This is a genomic window from Lentzea sp. HUAS12 (assembly GCF_024125735.1).
Classification (GTDB): Bacteria; Actinomycetota; Actinomycetes; order Mycobacteriales; family Pseudonocardiaceae; genus Lentzea; species Lentzea albida.
The window spans coordinates 8,068,094-8,083,402 of the sequence record NZ_CP099738.1; the positions used below are offsets into that span (position 1 = coordinate 8,068,094).

General features: G+C 69.1%; 15 protein-coding genes, 1 pseudogene and 1 riboswitch. Of the genes and pseudogenes, 5 read left to right on the forward strand and 11 right to left on the reverse strand.

All coding sequences use genetic code 11. From position 1 onward, the window contains the following. The first annotated feature begins 128 nt into the window (after positions 1-128). Positions 129-221: riboswitch (glycine riboswitch) on the forward strand. Positions 222-285: 64 nt separating this feature from the next. Together gcvH and ND450_RS37870 are read left to right on the forward strand one after the other, a co-directional pair. After that, entirely contained in the window at positions 286-669 is a 384-nt protein-coding gene (gene gcvH, locus ND450_RS37865; protein WP_253322927.1) for a glycine cleavage system protein GcvH, read from the forward strand. Between the two features lie 43 nt (positions 670-712). Continuing rightward, positions 713-2,077, forward strand: a complete 1,365-nt coding sequence (locus tag ND450_RS37870) for an L-serine ammonia-lyase (protein ID WP_089927263.1) — start codon at positions 713-715, stop codon at positions 2,075-2,077. Here ND450_RS37870 and ND450_RS37875 read toward each other — a convergent pair. The 5 genes and pseudogenes from ND450_RS37875 to ND450_RS37895 all read right to left on the reverse strand — a co-directional run bounded on the left by ND450_RS37875 (position 2,064) and on the right by ND450_RS37895 (position 6,421). After that, positions 2,064-2,681: a hypothetical protein gene (locus tag ND450_RS37875; RefSeq protein ID WP_253322928.1), complete on the reverse strand. Its 618-nt coding sequence runs from the start codon at positions 2,679-2,681 to the stop codon at positions 2,064-2,066. The two genes, ND450_RS37870 and ND450_RS37875, sit on opposite strands and share 14 nt — an antisense overlap. Before the next feature lie 40 nt (positions 2,682-2,721). Then, a complete protein-coding gene (locus tag ND450_RS37880; RefSeq protein ID WP_253328102.1) occupies positions 2,722-3,075 on the reverse strand; it encodes a helix-turn-helix domain-containing protein in 354 nt (117 codons plus the stop codon). A gap of 174 nt (positions 3,076-3,249) precedes the next feature. Next, positions 3,250-3,660: pseudogene (locus ND450_RS45795) on the reverse strand (hypothetical protein); the annotation flags it as partial. A gap of 28 nt (positions 3,661-3,688) precedes the next feature. Then, positions 3,689-5,284 (reverse strand): TROVE domain-containing protein, encoded by a 1,596-nt coding sequence (locus ND450_RS37890; protein ID WP_253322929.1) that lies wholly within the window; start codon positions 5,282-5,284, stop codon positions 3,689-3,691. A gap of 486 nt (positions 5,285-5,770) precedes the next feature. After that, complete coding sequence (locus ND450_RS37895; protein WP_253322930.1) at positions 5,771-6,421, reverse strand: TVP38/TMEM64 family protein; 651 nt, start codon at positions 6,419-6,421, stop codon at positions 5,771-5,773. A gap of 70 nt (positions 6,422-6,491) precedes the next feature. On the opposite strand from ND450_RS37895, the gene ND450_RS37900 reads away from it, so the two are divergent. Continuing rightward, entirely contained in the window at positions 6,492-6,896 is a 405-nt protein-coding gene (locus tag ND450_RS37900; protein WP_191305218.1) for a hypothetical protein, read from the forward strand. Here the strand turns inward: ND450_RS37900 and ND450_RS37905 are convergent. The 3 genes from ND450_RS37905 to ND450_RS37915 form a co-directional block, all read right to left on the reverse strand. Further along, on the reverse strand, positions 6,893-8,770 hold the full coding sequence (locus ND450_RS37905) for an AarF/ABC1/UbiB kinase family protein (protein WP_253322931.1): 1,878 nt from the start codon (positions 8,768-8,770) through the stop codon (positions 6,893-6,895). The genes ND450_RS37900 and ND450_RS37905 overlap by 4 nt on opposite strands. 91 nt (positions 8,771-8,861) lie before the next feature. After that, positions 8,862-9,257, reverse strand: a complete 396-nt coding sequence (locus tag ND450_RS37910; protein ID WP_253322932.1) for an SSI family serine proteinase inhibitor — start codon at positions 9,255-9,257, stop codon at positions 8,862-8,864. An 87-nt stretch (positions 9,258-9,344) separates the two neighbouring features. After that, on the reverse strand, positions 9,345-10,202 hold the full coding sequence (locus tag ND450_RS37915; protein WP_253322933.1) for an SGNH/GDSL hydrolase family protein: 858 nt from the start codon (positions 10,200-10,202) through the stop codon (positions 9,345-9,347). 99 nt (positions 10,203-10,301) lie between these two features. Here ND450_RS37915 and ND450_RS37920 point away from each other — a divergent pair, with 99 nt between their 5' ends. After that, positions 10,302-11,579, forward strand: a complete 1,278-nt coding sequence (locus tag ND450_RS37920) for an MFS transporter (RefSeq protein ID WP_256557368.1) — start codon at positions 10,302-10,304, stop codon at positions 11,577-11,579. On the opposite strand, the gene ND450_RS37925 is transcribed toward ND450_RS37920, so the two are convergent. Both ND450_RS37925 and ND450_RS37930 read right to left on the reverse strand, forming a co-directional pair. After that, the gene (locus tag ND450_RS37925; protein WP_253322935.1) at positions 11,511-12,308 is read right to left on the reverse strand and encodes a hypothetical protein; all 798 of its coding nucleotides are present in this window, start codon (positions 12,306-12,308) and stop codon (positions 11,511-11,513) included. The two genes, ND450_RS37920 and ND450_RS37925, sit on opposite strands and share 69 nt — an antisense overlap. A gap of 50 nt (positions 12,309-12,358) precedes the next feature. Next, entirely contained in the window at positions 12,359-13,306 is a 948-nt protein-coding gene (locus tag ND450_RS37930) for an SPFH domain-containing protein (protein ID WP_253322936.1), read from the reverse strand. Positions 13,307-13,364: 58 nt separating this feature from the next. Between ND450_RS37930 and ND450_RS37935 the strand changes: the two genes are divergently transcribed. Then, positions 13,365-14,042: an NUDIX domain-containing protein gene (locus ND450_RS37935; protein WP_371927519.1), complete on the forward strand. Its 678-nt coding sequence runs from the start codon at positions 13,365-13,367 to the stop codon at positions 14,040-14,042. A 211-nt stretch (positions 14,043-14,253) separates the two neighbouring features. Here the strand turns inward: ND450_RS37935 and ND450_RS37940 are convergent, their stop codons facing one another. Beyond that, positions 14,254-15,261 carry a Gfo/Idh/MocA family oxidoreductase gene (locus ND450_RS37940; RefSeq protein ID WP_253322938.1) on the reverse strand — a complete coding sequence of 336 codons (1,008 nt, stop codon included), beginning with the start codon at positions 15,259-15,261 and terminating at the stop codon, positions 14,254-14,256. Positions 15,262-15,309 lie beyond the last annotated feature (48 nt).

Here is a 15,309-nt window from a genome sequence, read left to right on the forward strand (position 1 = left end):
GTTCACTTGGGACAGAGCGACCTGAACGTGGCTCGCGTTCCAGTCGACGTCCCCGCGTTGACACTCGACCGGGACCGCACATAGCGTGCGCGCCGAGAACTGAACACCGGCCGCGGCGCGCAAGCGCCACAACCCGAGTGGGAGAGACCTCGACGACCGAGTCGGGGCGCCGAAGGGGCAAGCTCCCGCACACTCTCAGGCAGCAAGACCGCTCGGGGTAGGCAACTCTGCACGGCGGAGGGGGCGCAAGCAGTCCTGACCCGTCACAGCCAGAGGAGTCGCGCCGTGGAGTTCCCCGAGAACCTGCTCTACACCGTCGAGCACGAGTGGGTCGACTGGACGCCGGGCACCCAGGACCCGCTGACCTGCGGAATCACCGAGTACGCGGCCGACGCGCTGGGCGACATCGTCTACGTGCAGCTCCCCGAGGTCGGTGCGAAGGTCATCACCAACGAGGTCTGCGGCGAGCTCGAGTCCACCAAGTCCGTCAGCGACCTGTTCTCGCCCGTCACCGGCGAGGTCATCGAGGTCAACAGCGCCGTCGTCGAAGACCCGGCCATCGTGAACAACGACCCGTACGGCGCCGGCTGGCTGTTCAAGGTCCGCGTCGAATCGGCCGAGAACCTGCTCACGGCGGCGAAGTACGCCGAGCTCACCAAGACCGACTGACATGGGCCTGATTGACCGCTCCACCACCACGAAGGACTGATCAGTGGCGATCAGCGTTTTCGACCTGTTCTCCGTCGGCATCGGCCCGTCCAGCTCCCACACGGTCGGCCCGATGCGCGCGGCGGCCATGTTCGTCGACAAGCTCGGTGAACGCGCATCCACAGTGGACCGCGTGCACGTCGAGCTGTTCGGCTCGCTCGGCGCGACCGGGCACGGCCACGGCAGCCCGAAGGCCGTGTTCCTCGGCCTCGAGGGCAACCTTCCCGAGGAGGTCGACCCCGCGGTCGCGGCCGGCCGCGTCGAGGAGATCATCTCCGGCGGACGGCTCAAGCTCGGCGGCACGCACGAGATCGGCTTCGTGCACGACCGCGACCTCGTCATGCACCGCCGCAAGTCACTCCCGTTGCACCCCAACGGGATGAGCTTCGAGGCGTTCGCGGACGGCAAGTCGGTCGAGCACGCCGTCTACTACTCGATCGGCGGCGGCTTCGTCGTCGACGAGAACGCGAGCGGCACCGACCGGATCAAGCCGGACACCACGCCGCTGCCGCACCCGTTCCTGACCGGCGACCAACTCCTCGCGCGCTGCCGCGAGACCGGCCTGTCGATCAGCGAGATCATGATGGCCAACGAGCTGTCGTGGCGCACGGAAACCGAAGTCCGCGAAGGACTTCTGCACATCTGGCACGTCATGCAGGAGTGCGTCGAACGCGGCTGCACCGAACACGGCGTCCTGCCTGGCGGCCTCAAAGTCCGCCGCCGCGCAGCCGAGATGCGCAAACGCCTGGAGGGCGAGCACTTCGTCACCGACCCGCTGCGGGTCATGGACTGGGTGACGCTCTTCGCGCTCGCCGTCAACGAGGAGAACGCGGCGGGCGGCCGCGTCGTCACCGCACCGACCAACGGCGCGGCCGGCATCGTCCCGGCGGTCCTGCACTACTACACGAAGTTCGTGCCGGGAGCCTCCGACGACGGCGTCGTCCGCTTCCTGCTGACCGCGGGCGCGATCGGCGTCCTGTTCAAGGAGAACGCGTCGATCTCCGGCGCCGAGGTCGGCTGCCAGGGCGAGGTCGGCTCGGCCTGCTCGATGGCCGCGGGCGGGCTCGCCGAGGTGCTCGGCGGCACCCCCGAACAGGTCGAGAACGCCGCCGAGATCGCGATGGAGCACAACCTCGGGCTGACCTGCGACCCGATCGGCGGCCTCGTGCAGATCCCGTGCATCGAACGCAACGCCGTCGCGTCCATCAAGGCCATCACGGCCGTGCGCATGGCGTTGCGGGGCGACGGCTCGCACTTCGTGTCGCTCGACAAGGTCATCAAGACCATGCGGGACACCGGCAAGGACATGTCCGTGAAGTACAAGGAGACGGCACGCGGCGGCCTCGCCGTGAACGTCATCGAATGCTGAACTCGGCCATCAGGTCGACGTTCTCCAGCGCTTGCTGAGCGTCCCGGCTGTCGATCCTGGACAGCCGGGCGCGCAGCGCGGGGGAGTGCAGCCAGTCGCGGATCGGCTTTCCGGGGTCGTCCCACATCATCCAGGTGAGCAACGGGCCGGTGTCGCGTCCGTAGTGCCACGAGTAGTCGTGCGCGACATGGGCGACGACGTCGTCCTCGAAGGTGTCGACGAGCCGCAGCCAGGGAGCCATGTCCTGGTCCAGCTGAGCGGCCGCGTGGAGCAGTTCGTCCAGTCGCCACCAGCGCTCCGGGTCTGCCGCCGCACGCACGACGACATCGGTGACCAGCGCGCGCAGCGCGGCCTGCTCGCTCTCCGGCCAGCTCTCGAACCGGGCCCACGCCAGCCCCGCGGTGAGCTTGCCGTCCGGATCGTTCTCCAGCACCCCGACCACCCGGTACCCGAGCCGGCGCCACGCCGGCTCGTACTCGTCGCGCTCGAAGTGGTCCGTGCTCTCCCAGGCGAACTTGTGCACGAGCTTGTCGGACAGCAGCTCGGGATCGCCGTCGAGCAGATCCAGCTCGTCCTGCCGCCAGCACCGTCCGCATCCGTTCACACGATCAGCCCAATCAGCCACACCAAGCGGATTTACCAGATCAGCGGGCGTCGTAAGCCTTCTGCGCGTCCAGCACCTCGGGCATCCGCGCCTCCAGCAGGTGGATCAACGAGAGCAGCCGCTCCGCCGTCTCGCGCCCGAGCGGCGTGAGGCTGTAGTCGACGCGCGGCGGGTTCGTGGGCTGCGCGTCGCGGTGCACGAACCCGTCGCGCTCCAGCGCCTGCAGCGTCTGGGACAGCATCTTCTCGCTGACCCCGTCGACGCGGCGGCGCAGTTCGTTGAACCGCAGCGGTCCGTCCACGAGCACGCCCATCGTCAGGCCGCCCCACCTGCCGGTGACGTGCTCCAGCAAGGGACGTGACGGGCACGCCTTCGCGAACACGTTGTACTCCATGCCAGCATCATAGCTGGTGAGAACGCTAACTCCCAGTGTGCGCTTACCGTCAGATCGCACGTCGTCCGGTGTCGTGACCATTTCGCCGTACTCGCGCATGACGTCGCGGGCGAACGCCACGAGATCGGTGACTCGTTGGCCGCGAGGATGCTTGCTCGCCCAGAGTTCCAGGTTCTCAGGTCTGTTGTCGTCCCTGATTCCGTTCTTGTGGTGAACGGTCTCGGTGGGGGTCAACGGTCGTCCGAGAATCTCCTCCATCACCAGGCGATGCTCGGACGACCAGACGCCCTTGCCCAGGTATTTGAACCGGTAGCCGTCGCGAATGTGCCCTTTGCTCGCGGGGCGACCTTTGCGGGGTCGATTCTGCCGATGTCGCTCGTAGTGCGTGCGACACCACCCCTTCGCGCCGCCGAGCGTCGACTTGGTGCAGTCCTCGTCGGCGCACGAGGTGGTGCGCGGCCGCCACTCCCTCAGCAGTGTTGTCGGATCGCCGTGCAGGCTCCAGCGTCGGTAGTGCGTCGCGCACCATCCCCGTGCTTTGTGGGCTCTGTGGCACCCTTCGATGGCACACTTGTGCTCCGCCATTCGGGAACACTATCGAACACCTGTTTGCCTACGGCTCCCAGGGCCATTGCGCGAACATGCCCGCTTCCAGCAAGGGAATCGCCTTAAACGTTGCGTCCGTGAGGCCACCGAATTCGTGCCTGTTGGCCTTTCCGGTCGCGTACGCCGCGTGCTCGTACCCGCCCAGGTTGAACCCGTAGATCGGCACGTGTGCCGGCACGACGTCCGAGACGCCCTTGCCGTAGTACCCGGACATCGTCTGCATGTCCGAGATGATGAACACGCGGTCGTGCCGCCGGTACGAGCGCCGCAGCGACCCGACGATGTCGGTGCCGTGCCCGACCTCGCCGATCCGCCGGAGGAACCGGTCGACCTCGCGGATCACCGATGCCCCTCGCGGAACGTCGTGGCGGAACGTGCCGTCCGCGAACCCGACCACGTCGACCTGCTCGCCCTTCGCGCCGAGCGCGACGCCGAAGACCGCCGCGGCCTTGGCCGGGGTGACCTTCGAACGGGCCGAGATCGCGCCGCCCGACATCGACGCCGAGGTGTCGATGAGGACGAGCGACCGGCCCGGCAGTGCGGGCAGGTTCGCGAGCGACGCCTGCAGCGCCTGGTCCAGGGCGTGGCCCCAGCGCAGGCTCGGCGCCGCCTCGTACGCGGACAGGAAGCGGAACGGGAACTGGCGCGAGCGCGCTACCTGGCCGGGGTCGGCCAGACGTGCCGCGACCAGCGCCGCCGCCTCGTCGGACAGGCCGGCCTCGTCGAAGTTCCTGAGGTTCCTGAGGAGACTCATGTACCCCATCGACGGCGCCAGCGCCTCCCACACCTCACGGGTGAGCGGTCCCTGCAGCCATCCCGCCACGGCCTCCCACGTCATCCCGGCCCGCCGCAGCACGTCGGCCGCGTCGGGACGCGAGAAGAGCGCACGGCGCTGTTCCACCGGCCACGCCATCAGCTCACGCCGTGCCGCGACCACGCGCAGCGCCTCCGGCACCTCGGTGTCGGGGGAGCGGCGGCGGTCCAGCACGTACTGGAAGAGCTCGCCCTGCCACGGTGCGGCGGGCGACGGGTGCGCGAGGTTCAGCACGTCGGCCATCCGGTAGCCGCGGGCGTCGCTGTCCCACTTGAGGACCGCGCGCTCGTCGTACAGGCGCCGGACGGCGTCGGAGATGCCGCGCTTGATCGGCTTCGGGACGCGCCGGCCGTTCTGGGCGGTCCAGTAGGCGAGGAGTTCGCCCGGCTCGTCCGCCCGCTGGAGGACGGAGTCGACGACGGCGCGGTTGGTGACGCCCGCGTCGGACTCGGCGACCAGGCGGGCGAGCACGAACTCCGCCGCGCCCACGAGGGACGCCGTGCGCATGTTCGCCTCGCTGCGCAGCCACTTGAGCAGGCGCGCGGTCCATTCGGGATCCGCGAGTGCCGCGGCGTGCACGAGCGCTGCGAAGCGGTTGTCGCGCTTGCGGCCGGACTCGTAGAACGTGTCCTCGCCGCCCATGTTCGACACGGCGAGCAGGAACAGCTCGGACTTCGTGTCGCGCGCGTAGCCGTCGCCGCGTTCGTGGGTGAGGCCCGTCGGTTCCGGCGCCGTGGCGACAGGGCTGGTGCCCGCCGGACGCGCGCGGAAGATGTTGAACTTCGCCATCGGCTCTTTCCCCCTTTTGGGCAGACAAAAGGGAGCTCACGAACTCCACACGTGTCCGAGGTCGAGGTCGCGGAAGGTACGTGCTGCTCTGCCAGTTGAGCTACAGCCGCCGAACGACTGACGGGACTCGAACCCGCAACCCGCCCATTAGGAGTGGAAGTAACCCTCTGCTTCGCACCGGACACGTGTGGAGTTGTGCGCTCCCGAGATCAAACACGCTCGCGGTTGGGTTTTCATCTCCAATGAAGTAACCGCGAACTTTCGCACCGGGTGCTATTTACATGCAACCACACCGCGCCAGCGAATTAATTCGAAGCCGATGTGGAGTTTGGACGCCCGAGATCAAATCACGGAAGGTGACGTGCTCACCGAGGTGAGCAGAGACCGGCCGGAGCCGGCCTCAGGAATCGAACCTGAGAATCACCGGAAGTAACCCTCCGCTGCGCACCGGGCGCTCACCAATACAACCACGCCGTGCAAAGGGTTTTAAGGCGCCGCCTTCACGAGCCGGCGCAGGAGGTAGAAGAGGCCGACCGTCAACAGGAATCCGGCCGCGCTGATCATCACGATCTGCTCGACGGTCTCGGCCTTCGACCCGGCGAACACGTAGGCGGCGCAGATCGGCAGGGTTCCGATGAGCGTGTACGACATGAAGGTCCGGAACGACACCCTGGACACCCCGGCGGACACGGACACGGTCTCCGCCATCATCGGGATGCCGCGGGCCACGCCGAAGAACCACGGCCCGAACTGGCGGCCCCAGCGCCGCATCTCGGTCAGCTCCTCGATGGTCACCACCCGCCGCACCAGGACCGGGCCCGCGAACCGCCCCAGGGCGTACCCTGCGGCAGAGGAACCCAGGGATCCGACGACCGCGAGTGCCAGCCCGAGGGGCAGGCCGAGTGCCGTTCCCGCCAGCACGATGAGCGGCGTGGACGGCACGGGCAGCAGCACGTCCACGACGAGCAGGGCGAAGATCGCCGCCGCCGCCCACGCCGGGTCGATGCCGCGCACCCACGTCACGACACCGTCGAAGTCGATGAGGTCGAGTGCCTCGAACACGATCCAGCTCAGCAACACGAAGCCGAGCACGACGGCCGGTATCCACTTCCACCGGACGCCCGTCTCATAACTCATCGGGTGATGGTCGCCCACGTCGATCCGCCGGACAATCCGCCAGTGGCGCAGGTTCCGCGAAGGGACACACATGAGTGACGATCTCGTGCCTTTTCTGGGGCACTGGGTGCTCGACCCGGCACGCTCCGCATACACCGGCGGCACCCCTCCGCGCAGCGGCCACTACGACCTGAGGCTCGAGAACGACCGCCTGGTGGTCAGCATCGAGGGCGTCCTCGGGTCCGGCGACCCCATCCGCACCGGGTACACATTGGACCTCTGGCACGACACGCCGATGAGCGTCGGCCACGTCGACCGCGTGCGCACGGTCGTCGAGCCGCGCCGGTTCTGCACCATCGCCTACGCGGGTGCGCAAGCGGTTGCGCGGGCGTGGCGGGTGCTCGGGCACCTCAACGAGATGACGGTCGTCCAGTCGGCGCCGGACCAGTTCGGCGTGTGGCGCGACGACGTTTCGGTGTACCGCAGGCAGTTCTAGGAGCGTGGCCGGAACACCGCGACGACGACCCGCAGGCCCAGCAGCACCGAGATGATCATCAGGTTGTAGCCGAACACCTGGTGCAGACCCACGTCCGGCGAGATCCGCGGCCCGCCGGACGAGCCGAGCAGCAGGACCGACATCACGCCCGCCGTGGCGCCCAGGGCCGTCAGCATCACCTGGTGCAGCAGGCCCGTGACGAACGACCTGTCGCGTTCGTCCGCGAACAGCCGCACCGACATGCTCAGGCGGCCCTGCTCCACCGCCCCGGTGATCCGGTCGATCCGCCGCGGCAACCGGCGCAGCATGGGCAGCACGGCCTGCAGCTCCTCGGCCAGCGTGCGCTTCACCGACTCGGCCGTGAGCCGTTCGGAGATCTGTTCGGCGGCGAAGGCCCGCGACTCGACCACGATGTTGAAGCCCGGTGCCAGCTCCGCGAGCGTGCCCTCCAGCGTCGCGAGGGCCCGGAAGACCGCCGCGACCTCCGGCGGGATGCTCAGGCCGAACCGGGACACGATCAGGAACAGGTCGCCGAACATCTCCACGTCCGGACGCATGCCCGCGCCGAGGTGGCGGGCCATGAACTGGCCGAGCGCGCGCTCGAGCCGTTGCTCGTCGATGTCCTCGGGGCGGGACGTCAGCTCCAGCAGCGCGTCGGTGAGGCCCGCCGGGTCGCTGCGGTCGATCGCGAGCAGCAGCCGTTGCAGCGCCGAGCGCAGCGCGGAGTCGATCCGCCCGACCGAGCCGAAGTCGAGCAGGCCGAGGCGGCCGTCGGTCAGCAGCAGCACGTTGCCGGGGTGCGGGTCCGCGTGGAAGACGCCATCGAGCATGACCTGACGCAGCACGAACCGCAGCAACGTCCGTGCAAGCCCCTCGTCCCCGGACGCGCCCCGCACCGGCACGCCGTCGAGCCGGTCCATGACGAGGACGCGCGATGTCGACAGGTGGACGTGCGGCAGGCCGACCGACGAGTCCGACGCCGCCGCCACGGCCGTGATGTTGCGCGCCTCGATCCGGAAGTCGAGTTCCTCGCGCAACGCCGCCGCGAACCCGGCCGCGAGGTCCCGGATGCCCAGCGCGGAGCCCCAGCGGGTGCGCTGCAGCGTCTCGGCGAGGCGCGAGACGATGTCGAGATCCCCCTCGGCCGTTGCCCGCACGTCCGGCCGTTGCACCTTCACGACGACCTCGGCGCCGGAGCGCAACACGGCTCGATGCACCTGCGCGATCGAGGCCGCCGCCAGCGGTTCGGGGTCCACCTCGCGGAAGGCGTCGAGCCCGACCTCGGCGTCGAGCACCTCGCGCACCTGGTCCCACTTCGCCGCGGGCACCTTGTCCTGCAACAGGCTCAGCTCGTCGACGAAGTCCTGCGGCAGCAGGTCGGCGCGCGTCGACAGCACCTGCCCGAGCTTCACGAACGTCACGCCGGCGTCCTGCAACGCGAGCCGCAGCGACCGCGAGAGTCCGGTGGAGGTGCGTTCGCGGCCGCGCAGGTAGGGCCCGAGGCCGTGGCGGAACGCGATCGCGGTGATCCGCGAGTACCGCCGGGTCCGCGCGATCCGGCGCCGCGCCATGCCCCACCACTCGGTGGGCGGCGGGATCGAGCCGGTCGGGACGATGATCTCCGCGAGCGCCAGCACCGCGATCACGGCGAGGATGGACAGTCCGAGTTGGAGCGTCACGAGACCCGCGGACGGTTCGGCCGTCGTTTCGCCGAAAGCGCTTTGTGCGACCGACATCGCCAGCGCGCACGCCAGCGCGGTGCGGATCAGGCCGATGCGCAGGCCGAGGATTCGCCGCGCGGCCAGGGCCATGCCCAGCACGAGCAGCAGGAACGTGATCGGGAAGCCGATCGTGTAGACCAGGAAGTCCCCCATGCCCGGCATGCTAGGCCGTGCGAGCTGAAGGCCACCGGTTGTTCCAGCACGACGGCGGTGTGCTGGAACAACCGGTGGCGCGATCAGGGGGTCAGAAGTCGAAGACCTTGCCCGTGTGTGCGCGCAGCACGCACGGGTTCGAGTACACCTGCTGGAAATCGATCTTCTTGTTGCGCCACTTGCCGCGCAACGTCGCCTTGGTCGGGTTCAGCTCCATCGTGCACATCACCTCCGCCGCGTCCAGTCTGCGGAAGTCGCCCTCGACGGGCGTGAGCTGGTCGCACGCCTGCTGGGCGTTGCGGTGCACTCCACCCGTGGGTTCGCAGGTCAGCTGCGTGGTGCTGAACGTGCCCATCTCCGGCTGCACCGACAGCGTCACGCCGGCTGCGGGGAAGAGGGCCTCTGTCAGGGGTGCCGCCTGGGCCGTCGCGGGGACGAGCGGTGCGGCGAGCGCGAGACAGGCAAACAGAAGTCGGGTCCTTGCCATGCCATCACTCTGGCGCGGCAAAGACCCGAGATTCCATTCAACCGGGCGGTAACACCAGATCGTGTAATCCGCCTTAACTGCGTGCAACTAGACGCGCGTGGACTCCGTCCTGGCGAGCGCCTTCGCCACCTGGTCACCCACCGCAGCCATGCCCTTGGCGTTCGGGTGAACGGGGAACGCGAGGCTCGTCGGGATGATGCCCTCGACCCACTTGTCCCACGGCGCCGCGCACGTGTCGCGACCGAGGCTGATGTCGTAGGGGTTCACGAACGTGGCACCGGCCGCTTTCGCCTGTGCGCCCAGCATTCCGTTGAGCTGCTGCTGCACGTTGTCGAGGTACGGCACGTCGCCCTTGGAGATCGGCACGACGGGCCAGCAGCCACCGGACGGCGGCAGGATCCGCAGGTAGCCGACCACGACGACCTTCGCCTTCGGGCTGCGCTGCCTGATGCCCTGCAGGACGGCGGCCACCTTGGCGGCGGTGGCGTCGACGCGCTGACCGAGCGAGTCGCCGTAGTTCGCCTTGCAGGGAGCGCCGTTCGGGTCGGTGATGCTCTTGCCGGCGCAGGTCAGGATGATGTCGGAGAAGCCGATGTCGTTGCCGCCGATGGACACCGTGACGAGGTCCGTGTCGGCTTTCAGCGCGGAGAACTGCGTCACCGACTGGCCGGGGACGCCGGACTGGACGCCCGCCATGTCCTTGGTCTGCGCGCCACCGCAGGAGATGTCGGTGAAGTTGGCGATGCCGAGCTTCCTCGCGAGGACCGACGGGTAGTTCTGCGTGGACTTGAAGCAGCTCAGCGGGTCGAGCCGCTGCAGGGGGATGAACGGTCCCGAGACGAACGAATCTCCGAGCGAGACGTAGTTCCGGTAGGTCGGTGCGGCGCCGGCGTGCGGTGCCAGCAAGGCCGCGAACAGGGCTGTGAGCAGGGAAACGACAGTCACTCGGCGCGTCATTGCTACCTCGTTACTGAAGAGTAGGAACGTAGGACGAAGGGTGACCGGACCATTGCGCAGTGTCAATCCCTCCACCAGGCTGGAACGATGACGGGGGCACGCAAAGTAGCGACGGCTTCGGCGGTCGGTAACACGATCGAGTTGTACGACTTCCTGCTCTACGGCACGGCCTCGGCGCTCGTGTTCGACAAGATCTTCTTCCCGCAGTTCGACTCGCGCGTCGGCGTGCTGCTCGCGTTCGCCACGTTCGGTGCGGGTTTCTTCGCCCGGCCGCTGGGCGGCGCGGTCATCGGGCACCTCGGTGACCGGATCGGGCGGCGGCCGATGCTGGTGATCACCCTTTCGGTGACGGGCGCGTCGACGGCGTTGATCGGTCTGCTGCCGACCTACGCCCAGGTCGGCATCCTCGCGCCGTTGTCGCTCGTGTTGCTGCGGCTCGTCCAGGGCTTCTTCATGGGCGGAGAGCAGGGCGGCGCGTCGCTGATGGCCGTCGAGCACGCGCCGCCGGGGCGGTGGGGCTGGTACGGCAGCTGGGTGTTCATCGGGTCGCCGGTCGGGCTCGTGCTCGCGAACCTCGCGATGTACGTGTCGTCGCGCGCGTCCGGGCCGGACTTCCTGAGCTGGGGCTGGCGGTTGCCGTTCCTGTTCTCGGTCGTGCTGGTCGGCATCGGCCTCTACATCCGGCTGCGCGTGGCGGAGTCGCCGCAGTTCGCGCGCGTCGAGAAGGCGCGGCTGCCGATCGCGGAGGTGCTGCGCGACCGGTGGCGCGTGGTGCTGCTGGGCGCCGGCGTCAACCTCGGGTTCACGATCTTCATCTACGTGCTGAGCGTGTTCATGATCGGCTACGGGCGCACGGCGCTGAAGATCTCCGCGGACGACCTGCTGGTCGCGACCGTCGTCGGATCGCTGGCGCAGGTCGTTGCGGTGCCCGCCTTCGGGCTCCTGTCGGACCGCATCGGCCGGTTGCCGGTGATGTTCGGCGGCGCGATCTTCCAGGCCGCGTTCGCGTTCCCGCTGTTCTGGCTGACGGACTCGGGCTGGTTCACGTTCGCGATGGTGCTCGGCTTCGTCGGCTCGGCCGCGTTGTTCGGCCCGTCGGCCGCCTACTTCGCCGAGCTGTTCCGGACCCGCGTGCGGTACAGCGGGGTGGCGTTGAGCTTCCAGCTGGGCGCGGTGCTGGGCGGCGGGCTCGCCCCGCTGGTCGCGCAGTCGTTGCTGCGCACCGGAACCTGGGCCATCGCGCTGTACCTGATCGCCGGCGCGGTGCTGTCCGGCGTGTGCCTGCTGGTGATCGGGTCAGCGCACGAGGCGGAGCCTGCGGGCGGCGAGTCCGATGCTCAGCCGCTGGCCCCAGCCCAGCCTTAGCGCGTCGCTCTCGATGCCGTCGCCGAACGCCACGAGGCCGTCCGACTCGACGTCGATCTGCAGAGGTTCGCCGGTGATCTCGCCCTCGGTGTGCTCGATGCCGGTGCTCGGCGACGGCCAGGCCTCCCGGACGAACCAGACGAGCCTGCGTTCGGTCGGGGTGGGGAGGGTGAGCGGGCTCCTCCGCTCGCGGTGCGCCGAACTGCACCAGCCCGTCGCGCCCGTGCCGCTGCCGACGAGGACGCCGGACGACGCCTGGCGCTCGTCCGCGATGCGGTAGCGGCTGGTCTGGTGGCTCGGGTGACCGACGTAGATCTCGTTGAGCGCGCAGAGGGTCTGGCCGTCGTCCGCCCTGGCCTCGACCATCGTGCGGTCCTCGGTGTCGTTCGTGCTGTGCAGGAGTTCCGCGGCGTCCTGCGGGGCGTGCCGGGCGAGCACGCCCCGCTCCGGGTTGATGCCGATCACGGGCTGGCCGTCGAGGTACTTGGCGACGTTGGCGACCAACCCGTCCTGCCCGACGATGACGACCACGTCCTCGGGCGCGAACAGGAACCGCGACAGGTCTTCCCGCTCGACGACGCCGCGGCGCCAGTCGAGCGGGATCGCGGCGCCGACGTCTCCCAGCGCCTTGCGGGTCTGCTGGTCACGGTCCACCACCTCGTCCAGGGTTCGGTTGCGGGACTTGAGGAAGAACTCGACCTGACCCCTCGTCCCGTGTCGTGCCAACAACTCTGTCAACTCGGTGCGCCGGTGCACCAGCACGATTCTCGGCGCGAGGCTCATCGCGCGAGCCGCTGCAGGATCGGCTGGATGACGTCCGGCGTGAGCGTGATGCTGCCGATCTCCGGGAGGTTGCCGGCGAGTTCCTTCGCCGCCAGAGCGAGCAGCGTCGCCTGCGGGACCTCCTTGTAGGCGTCCAGTCGCGCCTTCTCACCGGCGGCCTCGGCTTCCGCGAGCTTGCGGATGCCGTCGGCCTTGGCGTCGTCGGCGACGCGGCTGGCCCTCGCGTGGTCCTCGGCCTTCTTGAGGGCGTTCGCACCGCGCTGCACGACCAGGAGCTCTTCTCGTTTGGCGAGCTCGATCTGGTTCTGCAGTTCGTTCTCGCTGATCGCGCGCTCGCGCTCGACCGCGATGGCGCGGCGCTCGTAGGTCGCCTTGTCGGCCTCCTGCTGGACCTTCTCGCGGATGGTGGTCTGGAGGGCCTTCTCCATGTCGGCGTCCGGGCGGATCGCGACGACCCTCACGTCGATGATCTCCAGGCCGATGTGGTCGGCCTGGAGGTTGGTCGCGACCGCGGTCTTGACCTTCTCGACGCCGGTTCGGATGGCGGTCTCCAGGTCGAGGGTGCCGAGGATCTTCAGCGCGTGCTGCTGGGTGCTCTCGGTGAGGGTGTTCGCGATCTGGCTCAGCGGGTCCTGGCGCCAGGTGCCGGTGTCGGGGTCGATCGAGAAGTCGATCCTGGTCGTCGCCGTCTCCGGGTTGGTGCAGCGGTAGGTGACCGTGAGCTGGACCGTGACGTCCTGGTAGTCCTGCGTTCTCGCGTGGAAGAGCATCGGGAGCTCCCGGTCGTCCACCGGGACCTCGCTCAGGACCGCGGTTCTGGGGCGGAACCAGAAGCTCAGGCCGGTGCCCTCGTGGGCGATCTTGCCGTTCTTGACGTGTCGGATGTGGACGGTCGGGGCTCCGCGGAGGTGGCGGAGTCCGGGGTAGGTGCTGATGTCGGCCATGGGGTCGTGCTCCTTCGGTGGCTTGTCGTCGATCTGACGATAAGCCTATACTGCGGTGGTGTACTCGCCAAGTGATTTCCCTCCCTTCGCGGTCACGGTCGACCTCGTGGTGCTGACCGTGCGGGGTGATGAGCTGTGCGCGCTGCTGGTTCGTCGCGGGGAGGCGCCCTATCGGGGGCGGTGGGCGTTGCCTGGTGGGTTCGTGCAGGTCACCGAGTCGGTGGATGCCGCGGCCGTGCGGGAGCTGGCCGAGGAGACCGGGGTGTCCGGGCTGCATCTCGAGCAGTTGGGGACGTACGGGGAGCCCCGGCGGGACCCTCGGATGCGGGTCGTGTCCGTTGCCTATCTGGCGTTGGCGCCTGATCTGCCGGTGCCTGTCGCCGGGACCGATGCCGCCGCCGCTTCCTGGGTGCCGGTGGGGGAGGTGTCGTCTTTGGCGTTCGACCACGCGCGGATCTTGGGGGACGGGGTGGAGCGGGCTCGGGCCAAGTTGGAGTACTCGGCTTTGGGGACCGCGTTTTGTGGTGCTGAGTTCACGGTGGCCGAGTTGAGGCGGGTTTACGAGATCGTGTGGGGGGTTTCGTTGGATCCCCGGAACTTTCACCGGAAGGTCACGGGGGTGGCTGGGTTGTTGGTGGCCACCGGGGAGACGACCTCGCGGGACGGGGGGCGGCCGGCCGCGTTGTTTCGGCGGGGGGCGGCTGAGGTGCTGTATCCGCCGTTGGTGCGGCCGTAGGTGCGCGGGGGGCTTGCGCGGGGGCGGCTTTGCGGGTGGTTGTTTCGCGTGCGGCCTGTTGCGGTTGCGTGCTTCCCCTGAGGCGCTACCCCGGGCCCCGGCGATCTGGCCAAGGGGGTAGCGCCGCCTGGGGGCTGATGGCACGCCTGTGGCATCGCGGGCGATCAGGCGTGCCTGCCCTGCCTGCTCCCGTCCCGCGCTGCCTGTGCGGTCAGAGCCGGACCGCGCCTCCCGATGCCGCCGACTGCTTCGCCGCCTCGATCACCTCCAGGCCCGTCACCGCGTCCTGCGGCGACACCGGCACCTCGCCTGCGGCCACCGCCGCGTAGAAGTCCTGGTAGGCGCCCGGCTCGGTGCGCAGGGGCTCGCCGGCGAGGGTGCCCCAGGCGGATTCGGGGTCCTCGCCCCAGCCCGGGCCTGCCGGGGTGTCGCCTGCCTTGAGGCGGTCCTCCTGCGGGTCCATGCCGTGCTTCACGTACGCGGCGTCGTGGCCCAGCACGCGGAAGCGCGGGCCCAGGTCTGCTGCCAGCGCGCTCATCCAGAGGTGGGAGCGGACGCCGTCCTCGTGGGTCAGGGAGAGGAAGACGTCGTCGTCCGCTCGGGCGCCGGGGCGGACGGTGGCGATCTCGGCGTGCACCGTCACAGGGCGGCCGAAGAGGGCCACTGACTGGTCGATGAGGTGCGTGCCCAGGTCGAAGAGGATGCTGCCGAGGTCTGCCGGGTCGCCTGATTCCTTCCACGACGACTTGATCTCGGGGCGGTAGCGCTCGAAGCGGGACTCGAATCTGTGGACCTTGCCCAGGGCGTTCGAGGCCAGGAGGCGCTGGACGGTCAGGAAGTCGCCGTCCCAGCGGCGGTTGTGGAACGGGACGAGCCTGAGGCCTCGGGAGGAGGCGATGGAGGCCAGGGCTCTTGCCTCCATGGCGGAGCCCGCGAAGGGCTTGTCGACGACGACGTCGAGGCCGTGTTCCAGGACCTGGCGGGCGTGGGTCGCGTGGAAGCGGTTCGGGGTGGTGATGACGACCAGGTCGAAGTCGCCTGCCCAGACTTCGTCCAGAGAGGACAGGAGACGGGCTGCCGGGTAGCGTTCGGCCACCTCTGCCCGGCGCTTCGGGTTCGAGGTGACCACGGCGGAGAGGTCCAGGCCCGGGGTTGCCTCGATGAACGGGGCGTGGAAGGCCGCCCCACCTAGTCCGTAGCCGACCAGAGCTGTGCGCATGCGATCAGCCTAAGCGGTCTCACCTGGTGGACGGGGTGTCCACGGGAC